Below are 15,580 nucleotides of genomic sequence, written 5' to 3'. Positions count from 1 at the left end.
CAACAGTTTTTCGCTGCGGCACTGCCTGACATGATGCTGGTAAGCAATTGAAAACGGATTCCTGATCCATTGCCAATTGCTTAACAACTGCCATCGGGGTTGGCCGGCAAATGTAAAAAATCCGGTCTTTCTGGCCGCCCCGCCGATCTTGCTTGCTCGACGGGGCCGGCATCAGGCCGGATTCATCCTTGGAACATCAGTCGCACGATATCGTTGAAAGCGGCAACGAGCATCAGCGCCATCAGTAATCCCAGGCCGGCGCGCTGCGCGATTTCCCCAAACCGCTCGGAAACGGGCCGCCCTGTCAAAATCTCCAGCGCATAATACAGCAAATGACCGCCGTCTAAAACCGGGATTGGCAACAGATTCATCACTCCCAGGCTGATACTGATGAAGGCCAGGAAGCTGAGGTAGCTCACCAGGCCCACGCGGGCGGTCTGTCCGGCATAGTCGGCGATGGTGATGGGGCCGGTAATGTTCTTCAGCGAGACCTGCCCGATGATCATCTTGCCGATCATCTTGATGGTCATCACGCTGGTATCCCAGGTGCGCTGCGCGCCCTTGGCCACGGCCGTCAACGGGCCATCGCTGACGGTGGCCATCTCCGGTGCCAGCGGCACTTCGACCTTGATGCGGCCGATGCGCTTGCCGCTTTCACCCTCTTCCACCGACTCCGGCGTGACGCGCACCTCGATCGGCGCCGTGCCGCGCACGCCCTGCAGCAGCAGAGGCTTGCCGGCGGATTCGCGCACTTTTTCCACGAAGGCCAGGCCATCCTGGACAGGGACGCCATCGATGGCGGTGATGCGGTCGCCGCTCTCCAGTCCTGCCATCTTGGCCGGACCCTCCATGATCTTGCCCAGCACGGCAGGCGGACGCGCCAGCGACAGGCCGAGCTTGCCGAGGAAGTCGCCTTCCAGCTCATTGCTGTCAATGCCGCCCAGACGCAGCGTGACCGAGTTGAGCAGCTTGCCGCTGCCATTGGGATTGGGACGTTCGACGTCGATGCGGGCATCGGCCTTTTCCAGCACCAGTTGCATCAGTTTCCAGCGTACTTCGGACCAGACCTGCACCGGCGCGCCATTGATGGCCGTGATACGGTCACCGGCGCGCAAGCCGGCCTGGTAGGCGGCCGACTGCGCGGTCGCTGCACGCAGCACGGGCACCGGCTCCGGCACGCCGTGCATGTAGAGACCAGCAAAGAGGAGAATGGCCAGCAGGAAATTGGCGATCGGTCCGGCCGCCACGATGGCGATGCGACGCCAGACGGATTGGCGCGTGAATTCGCGCTTGAGATCGGCTTCCGGAATGTCTTCCAGCGGCTGTTCGCGCGCGTCCAGCATCTTCACATAGCCGCCCAAGGGCAGCACCGACAGCGCCCATTCGGTCTGGTCGCGGCCGAAGCGGCGCGACCAGATCACCCGGCCCATGCCGACCGAGAAGCGCAATACCTTCACACCGCACCAGCGCGCCACCAGGTAATGCCCCAGCTCGTGGACTACCACCAGGGTGCCCAGGGCAACGAAGAAAGCGATCAGGGTATGCAGCAGGTTCATCGTGAAATCAGTGCCTCGGCGTGGTCACGCGCCTGCCGGTCCTGCTCCAGCAGCGCCGTGATGTCATCGGCTTGCCGGTTGGGGATGGCGGACATGACCTCGTGGATCAGGGGAGCGATCTTCCCGAAGCCGATGCGGCCATCGAGGAAGGCTTGCACGGCGACTTCGTTGGCGGCATTAAGGATCGCCGCCAGCGTACCGCCGGCCCGCAGCGCATCATACGCCAGTTTCAGGCAGGGGAAGCGCTGATAGTCAGGCGGCAAGAAGGACAATTGCGCGATCTGCGCCAGATCCAGCGCTGCCACGCCCGAGGCGATACGCTCCGGATAGGCCAGCGCATTGGCAATGGGCGTGCGCATGTCGGGGTTGCCCAACTGCGCTAGCACAGAGCCATCGGCATACGAGACCATGGAATGAATCACGCTCTGCGGGTGGATCACCACCTCGATCTTGTCCGCCGGCGCGCCGAAGAGCCAGTGCGCTTCGATCACTTCCAGGCCCTTGTTCATCATGGTGGCGGAATCCACCGAGATCTTGCGCCCCATCACCCACTTGGGATGGGCCACGGCTTCTTCCACGGTGACTTGATCCAGCGTATTCACCTCCCGATGGAGGAACGGACCTCCCGAGGCCGTCAGGAGGATTTTCTCGACACCATGCGCCGTCATCGAACGGGTGTAGCCGGCGGGCAGGCACTGGAAGATGGCATTGTGTTCGCTATCGATGGGCAGCAGGCTGGCACCATGTGCCTGCACCGCATCCATCAGCAGCTGGCCGGAGATCACCAGAGCTTCCTTGTTGGCCAGCAGGATCTTCTTGCCGGCACGTGCGGCGGCCAGCGTGGAGGCCAGTCCTGCGGCACCGACGATGGCCGCCATGACCATGTCGCAGCCGTCGGCGGACGCGATCTCGCACAAGGCTTGCGGACCGTAGGCCACTTCGGTGGACAGCCCGGCTGCGCGCAACAAGGTTTGCAACTGCGCGGCCGCTTCGGCGGAACCGACCACGGCCACTTGCGGACGGAAGCGCTGGCATTGCTCGGCCAGTTCAGCAACACGGGAATGGGCGCTCAGCGCAAAGACGCGATAGCGGTCGGGATGGCGGGCCACCACGTCCAGCGTGGACACGCCGATGGAACCGGTGGCACCGAGAATGCTGATGGACTGCATGGAATTTCCAGAAGGAAAGCGGCGGCTCAGGCAGCCGCCAGCCAGAGATCGACCAGCGCTGCCAGCGGCAGCACCGGGATGAGCGCATCGATGCGGTCGAGCACGCCGCCGTGGCCGGGCAGCAGGTTGCTGCTGTCCTTCATGCCGGCGCGGCGCTTAAGTTGCGACTCGAACAAGTCACCGACCACGCTGGCCACCACCATGAGGCTGAGCACGCCGACAAAGCCGCCCCAGCCCCAGCGATTGAACAGGTGATACTGGAAGGTCTCGCCACCACTCATGGACATGGCCACTGCCGCCGAAATCACCAGCACCGCCAGCCAGCCGCCGATGGCACCCTCCCAGGACTTGCCCGGGGAAATGGTGGGAGCCAGCTTGTGGCGTCCGAAGCCCTTGCCAGAGAAATAGGCACCAATGTCAGCCACCCACACCACGGCCATCACCGACAGCAGATACAGCGGCGAATGCTGGAACAGGTCCACGATGGCAACAAAGCAGCCGAGGATGGACAGCATGTAAGTGCCGTTGAGCAGCCTATTGCCGAAAGCTTCGATCCGGGGCAGGCCCAGGCCAAGCGCGGGCACGAAGCGCAAGGTCCACAACAGCACGCAGAGCACATACAGGGCGCGCACGCTGGGCAAGCCGGAGAAGAACAGGATGACGCTGAAGACCAACGTCCACAAGGCAGCCCACAAGGTGGGACGCGGGCTCTTGAAGAGACGGAAGCATTCCCACGAACCGGCGGCGAAGAACACCAGCACCGCCATGGCAAAGGCCGGGAAATAACCGAAATACAGGATGGGCAACAGGATTGCCAGCAGGATCAACGCCGTGATGACACGCGTCTTGAGCATCAGGAAGCCTTTTTCTGGTCCAGTACCTGGGCACTGGTGCGCCCGAAGCGGCGCTCGCGTTGTTGGTAGGAGCCGATCGCCTGATCCAGCGCCTTGTCGTCGAAATCGGGCCAGAAGGTTTCGGTGAAGTACAGCTCGCTGTACGCCAGCTGCCACAACAGGAAATTGGAGATGCGCTGTTCACCGCCGGTACGGATGAACAAATCGGGCTCAGGGGCATACGCCATGGCCAGATACGGGGCCAGTTCTTCTTCGGTGTAGTCGGTCGCGCCCGGCTTGTCCTTGACCATTTTGGAAACGGCCTGCATGACATCCCAGCGCCCGCCATAGTTGGCGCAGACGGTCAGCGTCAGGCGGCTGTTGCCGGCGGTCTGCGCCTCGGCCTTGGCCGCCATCTCCTGCAATTTCGGATCGAAGCGGCTCATGTCGCCGACGATGCGCAGGCGGATGCCATTGTTGGCCATCTTGCCGACTTCACGCTCCAGCACCGTCATGAACAGACGCATCAGCACCGACACTTCGTCGGCAGGGCGACGCCAGTTTTCGGAACTGAAGGCAAACAGGGTAAGGAATTCGATACCGCGCTCGGCGCAGGCCTCGACAATGGAGCGCACTGCATCCACGCCCTTGGCATGCCCCGCCACACGCGGCAGGAAACGTTTGGTCGCCCAACGACCGTTGCCGTCCATGATGATGGCAACATGGCGCGGAACCGCGGAAGTCTCCGGAACCGCCAGAGTTGAGCTTTGATGCTTCATGTAAATGATTTATTACTTTTCCGTGCGCCGGATGGTGAAGCGCAACATGGTAACGGGCATGCGCCGCTTTGACAAACCGGCCAGCCTCCTCCCCCCATTGCCGCTCTCACTTCCCGCCTGCACTTTTGCTGTCTTGGACTTGTTCGTGCAGCGCGGCCGCCATGGCAGCCGCGCGTGAGACCTGCAGGACGGCTTACACCGTCATCACTTCCTTTTCCTTGTCGGTGACCATTTTGTCGATGTCAGCCACGAACTTGTCGGTCAGCTTCTGGATCTCGTCCTGGCCGCGGCGCTCTTCATCTTCCGAGGCGATCTTGTCCTTGACCAGCTTCTTCAGGCCTTCATTGCCTTCGCGGCGGATGTTGCGCACGGCGATCTTGGCATCTTCGGCTTCACTCTTGACCAGCTTGACCATTTCCTTGCGGCGCTCTTCGGTCAGCGCAGGCATCGGCACACGGATCAGGTCGCCGTGGGTGGCCGGGTTCAGGCCCAGGTCGGCTTCACGGATGGCCTTCTCGATGACGGCGGCCATCTTCTTCTCGAACGGCTGCACACCGATGGTGCGCGCATCGATCAGGGTCAGGTTGGCGACTTGCGACAGGCCTGTCGGCGAACCATAGTATTCCACCATGACCTGGTCCAGCAGGCCGGTGTGGGCGCGGCCGGTACGGACCTTGGCCAGGTTGGCCTTCAGGGTTTCGATGGACTTGGCCATCTTCTGCTCGGTATTTTTCTTGACGTCAGCGACACTCATGCTGCTCTCCTAACTTTGGTGCAATAACTTGGCTTGTCTTGATGGCAAATGCCTGAAAGACGGGCATTGTAAACGGGAATCCCGGCCTGCGGCCGGTTTCTGCACTGCAATATCAATCAGACGTGGACCAGGGTGCCTTCATCGTCACCCATGACCACGCTCTTGAGCGCGCCCGGCTTGACGATGGAAAACACCTTGATCGGCAGCTTCTGGTCGCGGCACAGCGCAAAGGCGGTGGCATCCATCACCTGCAGGTGCTTGGCGATGGCTTCATCGAAGGAGATCGACTGGTAGCGGGTGGCGGCCGGATCCTTCTTGGGGTCGGCGGTGTAGACACCATCCACCTTGGTGGCCTTCAGCACGATCTGGGCGCCGATTTCCGAGCCACGCAGGGCGGCGGCGGTATCGGTGGTGAAGAAGGGGTTGCCGGTACCGGCGGCGAACACCACGATCTTGCCTTCTTCCAGGTATTGCAGCGCCTTGGGGCGCACATAGGGCTCGACCACCTGCTCGATGCCGATGGCCGACATCACGCGGGCCGTCAGGCCGGCCTGGCGCATGGCATCAGCCAGGGCCAGCGAGTTCATGACGGTGGCCAGCATGCCCATGTAGTCGGCGGTTGCACGATCCATGCCCTGGGCGCCCGGCGCGACGCCGCGGAAGATGTTGCCGCCACCGATCACGATGGCCAGTTCCACGCCCAGTTTGCTGATTTCTGCTACATCCGCGACCATGCGTTCGATGGTCGCGCGATTGATACCGTAGGCGTCGTCGCCCATCAGTGCTTCGCCGGAGAGTTTGAGGAGTACGCGCTTGTAGGCTGGTGTTGTCATTGCAGGGCTCCGTGTTCTGTCCGAGGTTGAATTACGTATTGACGCGCCGGCACTCGCTGTCACCCGACGAAATGGCGCTTTTTCGTCATCAGGGGCAGGTCCGAACGCATGAGGGGATGTACTGCTGCGCCCTATTCTGTCTTGCCGTGTGCTGCCAGTATTGCTTTAGCTACCCATATTGCCGTTGCCAGGCGGCCTGCCCTGCGCGTCATCATTCATCCGACGGACGACCCTGACTGTAGACGCGGGCGACTCCGAAAGTTCCCGGAATCCGGCTTAAAAAAACGGGCCTCTCGGCCCGTTTTTCCTGCGACGCTTACTGAGCTTGTTTCGCTGCAGCCACTTGCGCTGCCACTTCGGCAGCGAAGTCGTCTTGCTTCTTCTCGATGCCTTCGCCGACCACGTACATGGCGAACGACTTGACGGTGGTATTGGCCGCCTTCAGCATCTGTTCGACGCTTTGCTTGTCGTTCTTCACGAAAGCCTGGTTGAACAGCGACACTTCCTTCAGGTACTTCTGCACCGAACCGTCCACCATCTTGGCGACGATGTCAGCCGGCTTGCCGGATTCGGCAGCCTTCAGGGCGGCGACCGAGCGTTCCTTCTCGATCAGGTCGGCCGGCACCTGCTCGGCCGACAGGGCGACCGGCTTCATGGCAGCGATGTGCATGGCCACGTCCTTGCCGACTTGCTCTTCAGCGCCGTCGAACTCGACGATCACGCCGATGCGGGTGCCGTGCAGGTAGGCAGCCAGCTTGCCGGTGGTTTCGAAGCGCTGGAAGCGACGGAACGACATGTTCTCGCCGATGCGGCCGATCAGTTCGGTGCGCAGTTCTTCCAGGGTCTTGCCGTCGGCCAGCTTGCAGGCGCCCAGGGCAGCCACGTCAGCCGGATTCTGTTCGACCACCAGCTTGGCAGCAGCTTCGACCAGACCGATGAACTCGTCGTTCTTGGTCACGAAGTCGGTTTCACAGTTCACTTCGACCAGCGCGCCGACGTTGCCAGCGATGTAGGCCGAGATCACGCCTTCTGCGGTGATGCGGGAAGAGGCCTTGGAAGCCTTGCTGCCCAGCTTGACGCGCAGAATCTCTTCGGCCTTGGCCATGTCGCCATCGGCTTCGGTCAGCGCCTTCTTGCATTCCATCATCGGCGCGTCGGTCTTCGCACGCAGATCGCCCACCATTGCTGCGGTAATTGCCGCCATACTTTTCTCCTGACTTGGAGGCATCCCGCGCTTGCGGCATGCCTGAAACTCGAAAATTGAATCAAAAAAAAGGGGCCACTGCGTCACTACCCGCTGTCACCCCTTTTTGGACTACCGTACTACCGGAAGAGCAGAATCAAGCCTGCTCGACCTCGACGAATTCATCGCCCTTGACTGCTTCGACGACGTCGTTGACGGCGTTGGCGCGGCCTTCCAGCACGGCGTCAGCCATGCCGCGAGCGTACAGAGCGATCGCCTTGGCGGAGTCGTCGTTACCCGGGATCACGTAGGTGACGCCTTCGGGCGAGTGGTTGGTATCGACCACGCCGATGACCGGGATACCCAGCTTGGCGGCTTCGGTGATGGCGCCCTTGTGGTAGCCGACGTCGATGACGAAGATGGCGTCAGGAATGCCGCCCATGTCCTTGATGCCGCCGATGGCCTTTTGCAGCTTTTCCTGTTCACGGGTGAACAGCAGGGCTTCCTTCTTCGACAGCTTCTCGACCGAACCGTCTTCGATGGCAGCTTCCATGTCCTTCAGGCGCTTGATCGAGGTCTTGATGGTCTTGAAGTTGGTCAGCATGCCGCCCAGCCAGCGCTGGTCAACGTAGGGCACGCCAGCGCGTTGCGCTTCAGCGGACAGGATGTCGCGGGCTTGACGCTTGGTACCAACGAACAGGATGGTGCCACGGTTGGCCGACAGCTGGCGCACGTACTTGACGGCTTCCTGGTACATGCCCAGGGTTTTTTCCAGGTTGACGATGTGAATCTTGTTGCGATGGCCGAAAATGAAGGGGGCCATCTTGGGGTTCCAGAAGCGGGTTTGGTGACCGAAGTGGACACCGGCTTCCAGCATTTCGCGCATGGTAACGGACATGAATTTCTCCAGGGTTAGGTCTGGAATCCGCTCGGTCATCCGGCTCATGCAGCCGGACACCCTTTTAGCGAACGGATTCGCGTTTCAAAAGATAATTTACGACACTTATTGCCAAACAGACATGAAGAATCATTCCGCACACCGCATTCGACAACTGACCTGAGGTTTTCAGATCAGCCCGGCATTCTACTCGACCCATCACTTTTGTTCAAGTAGCACATGAAGATAAGGAACGCAGCCAAACGCCGTCCCCGGCTTGTCGGCCGGAGCCGGCAAAACAGAAAGCACCCCCGTCGTCTATAATCCCGTCTTGACGATTTTCTAGCGAATTGCGATTCATCATGGGCAACATCACCATCAAGACCGCCGAAGACATCGAAGGCATGCGCGTGGCCGGCCGCCTGGCCGCCGAGGTACTGGACTACATCACCCCCTTCGTGAAGCCGGGCGTGACCACCGGCGAGATCGACCGCCTCTGCCACGAGTACATGACCAACGTGCAAGGCAGCATCCCGGCCCCGCTGAACTACTGCCCGCCGGGCTACACGCCCTACCCCAAGGCCATCTGCACCTCCCTGAATGACGTGATCTGCCACGGCATCCCCGGCGACAAGGTGATGAAGAACGGCGACGTGCTCAACATCGACGTCACCATCATCAAGAATGGCTACCACGGCGACACCAGCCGCATGTTCTTCCTGGGCGAGCCATCCATCCTGGCACGCCGCCTGACCGAGATCACCTATGAATGCATGTGGCTGGGCATCTCCAAGATCAAGCCGGGCGCACATTTGGGCGACATCGGCCACGTCATCCAGCAGCACGCCGAAAAGGCCGGCTACAGCGTGGTGCGCGAGTTCTGCGGCCACGGCATCGGCAAGGTCTTCCATGAAGAACCGCAAGTCCTGCACTACGGCCGCCCCGGTACGCTGGAGAAGCTGGAAGCCGGCATGATCTTCACCGTGGAACCGATGATCAACGCCGGCCGCCGCGAGATCCGCGAAATGGGCGACGGCTGGACCATCAAGACCAAGGACCGCAGCCTGTCAGCCCAATGGGAACACACCGTGCTGGTCACCGAGACCGGCTTCGAAGTGCTGACGGTGTCGCCCGGCATGCCGGCACCGCCGGCCTTCATCCAGAACCAGGTCGCCACCCCGGCGTGACCCTGGCGGCCGGAACCATGTGCCCCTCCACCCTGCACACAGTTTCCGGCACGAAACCTGCTTCGAGCGCAAAGCCGCATGGGGATGCGGCTTTGTTCATATAGGCGCCGCCCCGCCGCCCTGCTTGCCTTAATTGCCGACCACGATGCCCACACTCGCCATCACGCTCAAGAAACAGCTCAAGGCCGCGCGCCAGCAAGCCATCGAGGTGTTCCAGTCCAACCACAAGACCGAGCAGTTGCTGGCCCAGTTGCGCCGCAACGTGGACGAATCCCTCACCACTGCCTGGGAAGAACTGGGCATGTCCGGCAATGCCGCCCTGGTGGCCGTGGGCGGCTATGGCCGGGGCGAGCTGTTCCCGCATTCCGACGTGGATGTGCTGATCCTGCTGGACCAGGCCCCGGATGCGGCCAAGAAGGAAAAGCTGGAATCGCTGGTGCAGCTGTTCTGGGACATCGGCCTGGAAATCGGCCACAGCATCCGTACCATCGACGAATGCCTGGATGAATCGGCCGCCGACATCACGGTACAGACCAGCCTCCTGGAAGCCCGCCTGGTGACCGGCAACCGCGCCCTCTTCAAGAAATTGCAGGAGCGCTACCAGGCCGCGCTGGACCCTCTGGCCTTCTTCCAGGCCAAGACCCTGGAAATGCGCCAGCGCCACATCAAATATGAAGATACGCCCTACAGCCTCGAACCCAACTGCAAGGAAAGCCCCGGCGGCCTGCGCGACCTGCAGGTGATCCTGTGGGTGGCCAAGGCGGCGGGCCTGGGCAACTCCTGGGGCGAGCTGGCCGAACACGGCATGCTGACCTCCACCGAGGCGCGCCAGCTGCGCCAGAAGGAACGCGCCTTCAAGGACATCCGCATCCGTCTGCACATCCTCACGGACCGCCGCGAAGACCGGCTGGTGTTCGACATCCAGACCCAGCTCGCCGAGACCTTCGGCTTCAAGACCACCGACACCCGCCGCGCCAGCGAATATCTGATGCAGCGCTACTACTGGGCGGCCAAGGCGGTCACGCAGCTCAACACCATCCTGCTGCAGAACATCGAAGCCCACCTGTTCCCGCAGCAGGCGGTGCCGCGCCCGCTCAACGAGCGTTTCAACGAGGTCAACGGCTTCGTCGACATCGCCCATGACAAGGTCTTCGAGGAGACGCCGTCAGCCATGCTGGAAGTCTTCCTGGTGCTCTCCGAGCATCCGGAACTGAAGGATATGTCGGCGCGCACCCTGCGTGCGCTATGGCATGCGCGCTTCAAGATCGACAATGCCTTCCGCGCCAATCCGGAAAATCATCGCCTGTTCATGCAGATCATCCAGAGCAAGCGCGGCATCACCCACGCCCTGCGTGGCATGAACAGCACCAGCGTGCTGGGACGCTACCTGCCGAACTTCCGCCAGATCGTCGGCCAGATGCAGCATGACCTGTTCCATGTCTACACGGTGGACCAGCACATCCTGATGGTGGTGCGCAACGTGCGCCGCTTCACGATGAGCGAACATGCGCATGAATATCCCTTCTGCAGCCAGCTCATGGCCAACTTCGGCCAGCCCTGGGTGCTGTACATCGCGGCGCTGTTCCACGACATCGCCAAGGGCCGGGGCGGCGACCACTCCAAGCTGGGCATGGACGACGCCCGCGCCTTCTGCGAGCAGCACGGCATCTCGCCGGACAATACCGAGCTGATCGTGTTCCTGGTGGAGCAGCATCTGGCCATGTCGCACGTGGCGCAGAAGCAGGACATGTCGGACCCCGACGTCATCACCGCCTTCGCCCAACTGGTCAAGGACGAGCGCCACCTGACCGCGCTCTACCTGCTGACGGTGGCCGACATCCGCGGCACCAGCCCCAAGGTCTGGAACGCCTGGAAGGGCAAGCTGCTGGAAGACCTGTACCGCATGACCCTGCGCGTGCTGGGCGGCGAAGCGCCCTCGGCCGACCGCGAACTGAAGAATACCCAGCAGGAAGCCATCAAGACCCTGCGCCTGTACGGCCTGCCGGCCGACGCACACGAAGCGCTGTGGAAGCAGCTGGACGTGGCCTACTTCCTGCGCCACGACGCCTCCGACATCGCCTGGCAGACGCGCTGCTTCTACGACAAGGTCGATACCGGCGTACCGCTGGTGCGCTGCCGCCTGGCGCCCATTGGCGAAGGCGTTCAGGTGGCGGTCTACACGCCCGACCGCCCTGACCTGTTTGCGCGCATCTGCAGCTATTTCGACGAAAAAAGCTTCAGCATCTTCGACGCCAAGATCCACACGACCCGCAACGATTACGCGCTGGACGCCTTCCTGATCAATGCCCCGGTGTTCGCCAAGAACTACCGCGACATCATCAACCTGATCGAGCACGAACTGGGGGCCCTGCTGCAGTCCGACGCCCCGCTGCCGGCTCCTTCCAAGGCTCGCCTGTCGCGCCTGTCGCGCACCTTCCCGGTCAATCCGTCGGTGGATTTGCGCCCGGATGAGCGCGGCCAGTACTACCTGCTGTCGGTCTCGGCCAATGACCGCGCCGGGCTGCTGTATTCGATCTCCAACGTGCTGGCCAAGTACCGCATCAACCTGCATACCGCCAAGGTCATGACCCTGGGCGAGCGGGTGGAAGACGTCTTCCTGATCGACGGCCCCGGCCTGTCCCAGCCGCGCAATCAGATCATGCTGGAAACCGAACTGCTGCAGACCCTGCGCATCTGACCCGCATCACCCTGTCCGCGCTGCCGCCCCAGTCTGGCGCGGCGGCGCGGCTGGCCGTACAATCTCACCCTCGCCGCTGGCCGGCCTCCGTTTTTCGCAAGGCAATCCCCATGACTGAACCTGTACGACTTTCCAAACGCATGTCCGAACTCGGCCTGTGCTCGCGCCGCGAAGCCGACGAATGGATAGAAAAAGGCTGGGTGCGCGTGGATGGCCAGGTGGTGTCGGTGCTGGGCAGCAAGGTGCTGCCGCACCAGAAGGTCACCGTGGAACGCCAAGCCAGCGCCGAGCAGGCCCAGCGCGTGACCATCCTGATCAACAAGCCCATGGGCTACGTCAGCGGCCAGGCCGAGGATGGCTACAAGCCGGCCATGGTGCTGGTCAACGAACAGTCGCGCTGGGCCGAAGACCAGACCGAGATGCGCTTCCACCCGCGCCAGCTGAAGAGCCTGGTGCCGGCCGGACGGCTGGACATCGATTCGGTGGGCTTGCTGGTACTGACCCAGGATGGCCGCATCGCCAAGCAGTTGATTGGCGAGGATTCGGCGGTCGACAAGGAATACCTGGTGCGCGTGCAATACACGCGTCCCGGCAAGCTGCCCGAATCCGATCTCAAGCGCCTGAACCACGGCCTCATCATGGATGGCAAGCCGCTGCGTCCGGCCAAGGTGGTGTGGCAGAACGAGGATCAGCTGCGTTTCACCCTGCGCGAAGGCAAGAAGCGCCAGATTCGCCGCATGTGCGACATGGTCGGACTGAAGGTAATCGGCTTGAAGCGCGTGCGCATCGGCGGGGTCAAGCTGGGTGAGCTGCCGACCGGACAGTGGCGCTACCTGCGGCCGGATGAGAAGTTCTGAGCCTCAACCCGCTCCATACAAGAACGGCCCTGATTCATCATCAGGGCCGTTCTTTTTTGCCGCAGGCAAAAAGGATCAGAGGAAACGATCCAGGATCTTGCGGCTGTGCTTGTCCAACGCCTTCTGGTCGCGGATCAGGAACTGGATGCCGTGGCTGTCGGCAATCAGCAGCGCCGGCGCGGCCAGGCGGCGGATGTCTTCCTCGCCCTTGAGCGTGAAGGTGGTGGTACCGCGCGTGGTCTGCACGGTCCAGTCGCTGGGCGTGGCGAAGGTCGACACGCTGACGATGCGCTGGATCTCCGGCATGAACTCGCGGCTGGCCAGTTCTTCCTCAATCAGGCGGCGCGTCGGCGCATCCACTTCCTCCAGGGTATCGATCCAGGCCAGCTCGTGGCCGTCGCTGCTGACCAGAGACAGGCCGCGATCGGGCGATGTGACCGGAAATGCACGTACAGGAATCACGTGCTCGTGCAGGCCGCCCTGGGCGTCGGTCAAGACCAGACGTCCGAAAGCATTGCGTTCCAGGGTGAAGCTTTGGGCAGAATTGTTGGTGGTGCTCATGGCTTATTCGCCCTTCTCTTCTTCGCTCACCGAGACCTCGGCATCACCCTCAGGATTGCGCGCCTGGGCCTGGTAGAGCTTGTAGTAATGCCCTTCCCGGGCCATCAGTTCTTCGTGGTTGCCGACTTCGACCACCTGGCCACGATCCAGCACCACCAGGCGATCGGCCTTGCGCAGGGTCGACAGGCGGTGCGCGATGGCAATCGTGGTACGGCCCTGGACCAGGTTGTCCAGCGCCTTCTGGATTTCCTTTTCGGTAGTGGTATCGACCGAGGAAGTCGCCTCGTCCAGGATCAGGATGCGCGGGTCGATCAGCAGCGCGCGCGCAATCGAGATGCGCTGGCGCTCACCGCCCGACAAGGCCTGGCCGCGCTCACCGACCAGCGAGTCATAGCCTTGCGGCAGGCGCAGGATGAACTCATGCGCATGGGCCGCACGGGCCGCCGCGATGATTTCCTCGCGGGTGGCTTCCGGCTTGCCGTAGGCAATGTTCTCGGCAATGGTGCCGAAGAACAGGAAGGGTTCCTGCAGCACCAGGCCGATGTTGCGGCGGTATTCGGAAATGGGCAGCGAACGGATGTCCACGCCATCAATGCGGATCGCCCCTTCGGAGACATCGTAGAAGCGGCAGATCAGGTTGACCATGGTGGACTTGCCCGAACCGCTGTGGCCGACCAGTCCGATCATCTCGCCCGGCGCAATGGACAGGCTCATGTTGCGGATCACCGCACGGTTGCCGTAGCGGAAACCGATGTTGCGCACTTCGATGGCCCCCTTGACGTTTTCCAGGTGCACCGGGTTGGCCGGTTCCGGCACGCTGGAGACGTGGTCCAGGATGTCGAAGATGCGCTTGGCGCCGGCGGCGGCCTTTTGAGTCACCGAGACGATGCGGCTCATCGAATCCAGGCGCGTATAGAAGCGGCTGATGTAGGCCAGGAAGGCAGTCAGCACACCGACCGTGATCTGGTTGCTGGAGACCTGCCAGATCCCGAACACCCACACCACCAGCAAGCCCACTTCGGTCAGGAAGGTGACCGTGGGCGTGAACAGCGACCAGATCTTGTTGACCCGGTCATTGACCATCAGGTTGTGACGGTTGGCTTCGCGGAAACGTGCCACTTCGCGCTTCTCCTGCGCAAAAGCCTTCACCACGCGGATGCCGGGGATGGTATCGGCCAGCACATTGGTCACTTCCGACCAGATGCGGTCGATCTTCTCGAAACCGTGGCGCAGACGATCGCGCACCACGTGAATCATCCAGGCGATGAACGGCAGCGGCAACAAGGTCACCAGTGCCAGCCAAGGGTTGATCGAAATGAGGATGGCCGCCGTCATGATGATCATCAGCACGTCGATGGCGAAATCCAGCAGGTGCAGCGACAGGAACACGCAGATGCGGTCGGTTTCCGAGCCGATGCGCGCCATCAGGTCGCCGGTGCGCTTGCCGCCGAAATACTCCTGCGACAGCCGCAGCAGGTGCGCATAGGTGGTGGTGCGCAGGTCTGCGCCGATGCGCTCGGACACCAGCGCCAGGATGTAGGTACGCGCCCAGCCCAGTCCCCAGGCCAGTACCGCCGCGCCCAGCAGGCCAGACAGGTAAAGCGTGGCCAGGTGGGTGTCAATGGGAGTGCCGTTCTGGAACGGGATCAGCACGTTGTCCATCAGCGGCATGGTCATGTAGGGCGGCACCAGCGTGGCGGCGGTGGAGGCCAGCGTCAGCAGGAAGCCCAGCAGCAGCGAGCCCTTGTAGGGCTTGGCAAAGCGCGACAGGCGGAACAGCGCCCAGGTGGAAGGCGGCGCTTCCTTCGTTTCCGGGCAGATGGCACAGGTTTCCTGCCCTTCCGGCAGCACGGCCTTGCAGGTCGGGCAGACGTCGCCCTCCTCTTCGGCCTGCACGCCCGAGGCCAGCAGGTCGCGCTGCTGCTCGAACAGCTTGATCAGGCGCAGCGCCTGCGGATTCTGGGCCAAGGTGTAACGCCAGGCGGCCAGCCGGCTGGCAGCGTCGCACAGCTCCAGGGTACCCACACCGGCGTGGTCGACATGCTTCAGTTGCAGGTCGGGGCGATAGGCCCACTCCTGCCATTGCTGGCGGTCCGGGGCCAGCGCCAGCAAGCGGCGGTCGGTGGCCAGCACCAGCGAAGCGTTGAATTGCAGCTGGGCGTCCAGGTCCAGTTCCAGCCAGGCCAGCACGGATTCACCCTGGACCAGGCGGGCAGCAGTTTCCGTTTGCCAGCGCTCGGGCAGGCTGGCGGTCGCGGAAGGTATTGAGTCAGTAGTCATGTAACGGCAGCGT

13 protein-coding genes are annotated in these 15,580 nt (G+C 62.3%); 3 read left to right on the top strand and 10 right to left on the bottom strand.

Annotated features, from left to right (window positions below):
- Nucleotides 1-182: 182 nt before the first annotated feature.
- From rseP to rpsB, 8 genes are all read right to left on the bottom strand, one after another.
- Nucleotides 183-1,556 (bottom strand): RIP metalloprotease RseP, encoded by a 1,374-nt coding sequence (rseP, locus tag ACWFUC_RS16185; RefSeq protein WP_310157683.1) that lies wholly within the window; start codon nt 1,554-1,556, stop codon nt 183-185.
- Nucleotides 1,553-2,725, bottom strand: a complete 1,173-nt coding sequence (gene ispC / locus ACWFUC_RS16180; RefSeq protein WP_489625401.1) for a 1-deoxy-D-xylulose-5-phosphate reductoisomerase — start codon at nt 2,723-2,725, stop codon at nt 1,553-1,555. The genes rseP and ispC overlap by 4 nt, the downstream gene beginning before the upstream one ends.
- Before the next feature lie 26 nt (nt 2,726-2,751).
- A complete protein-coding gene (locus tag ACWFUC_RS16175) occupies nt 2,752-3,579 on the bottom strand; it encodes a phosphatidate cytidylyltransferase (protein ID WP_489625400.1) in 828 nt (275 codons plus the stop codon).
- Nucleotides 3,579-4,337: a polyprenyl diphosphate synthase gene (gene uppS, locus ACWFUC_RS16170; RefSeq protein WP_083859609.1), complete on the bottom strand. Its 759-nt coding sequence runs from the start codon at nt 4,335-4,337 to the stop codon at nt 3,579-3,581. The genes ACWFUC_RS16175 and uppS overlap by 1 nt, the downstream gene beginning before the upstream one ends.
- Before the next feature lie 193 nt (nt 4,338-4,530).
- The gene (gene frr / locus ACWFUC_RS16165; protein WP_034332968.1) at nt 4,531-5,091 is read right to left on the bottom strand and encodes a ribosome recycling factor; all 561 of its coding nucleotides are present in this window, start codon (nt 5,089-5,091) and stop codon (nt 4,531-4,533) included.
- 116 nt (nt 5,092-5,207) lie between these two features.
- Complete coding sequence (gene pyrH, locus ACWFUC_RS16160; protein WP_006462540.1) at nt 5,208-5,924, bottom strand: UMP kinase; 717 nt, start codon at nt 5,922-5,924, stop codon at nt 5,208-5,210.
- 316 nt (nt 5,925-6,240) lie between these two features.
- Nucleotides 6,241-7,128 (bottom strand): translation elongation factor Ts, encoded by an 888-nt coding sequence (gene tsf / locus ACWFUC_RS16155; protein ID WP_034332958.1) that lies wholly within the window; start codon nt 7,126-7,128, stop codon nt 6,241-6,243.
- A gap of 136 nt (nt 7,129-7,264) precedes the next feature.
- Nucleotides 7,265-8,005 (bottom strand): 30S ribosomal protein S2, encoded by a 741-nt coding sequence (gene rpsB / locus ACWFUC_RS16150; protein ID WP_039788284.1) that lies wholly within the window; start codon nt 8,003-8,005, stop codon nt 7,265-7,267.
- A gap of 341 nt (nt 8,006-8,346) precedes the next feature.
- Between rpsB and map the strand changes: the two genes are divergently transcribed.
- The 3 genes from map to ACWFUC_RS16135 all read left to right on the top strand — a co-directional run bounded on the left by map (nt 8,347) and on the right by ACWFUC_RS16135 (nt 12,726).
- Nucleotides 8,347-9,171 (top strand): type I methionyl aminopeptidase, encoded by an 825-nt coding sequence (gene map, locus ACWFUC_RS16145; RefSeq protein WP_121039982.1) that lies wholly within the window; start codon nt 8,347-8,349, stop codon nt 9,169-9,171.
- A gap of 145 nt (nt 9,172-9,316) precedes the next feature.
- Nucleotides 9,317-11,869 (top strand): [protein-PII] uridylyltransferase, encoded by a 2,553-nt coding sequence (locus tag ACWFUC_RS16140; RefSeq protein WP_489625399.1) that lies wholly within the window; start codon nt 9,317-9,319, stop codon nt 11,867-11,869.
- 110 nt (nt 11,870-11,979) lie between these two features.
- The gene (locus ACWFUC_RS16135; RefSeq protein ID WP_034332946.1) at nt 11,980-12,726 is read left to right on the top strand and encodes a pseudouridine synthase; all 747 of its coding nucleotides are present in this window, start codon (nt 11,980-11,982) and stop codon (nt 12,724-12,726) included.
- A gap of 75 nt (nt 12,727-12,801) precedes the next feature.
- Here the strand turns inward: ACWFUC_RS16135 and ACWFUC_RS16130 are convergent, their stop codons facing one another.
- Together ACWFUC_RS16130 and ACWFUC_RS16125 are read right to left on the bottom strand one after the other, a co-directional pair.
- Nucleotides 12,802-13,287: a cyanophycin metabolism-associated DUF1854 family protein gene (locus tag ACWFUC_RS16130; RefSeq protein ID WP_121039976.1), complete on the bottom strand. Its 486-nt coding sequence runs from the start codon at nt 13,285-13,287 to the stop codon at nt 12,802-12,804.
- Between the two features lie 3 nt (nt 13,288-13,290).
- A complete protein-coding gene (locus ACWFUC_RS16125) occupies nt 13,291-15,567 on the bottom strand; it encodes a cyanophycin metabolism-associated ABC transporter (RefSeq protein WP_121039973.1) in 2,277 nt (758 codons plus the stop codon).
- Nucleotides 15,568-15,580 lie beyond the last annotated feature (13 nt).

Source organism: Herbaspirillum sp. Her4, from assembly GCF_057961335.1.
This window is presented reverse-complemented; position numbering and strand designations above follow the sequence as displayed.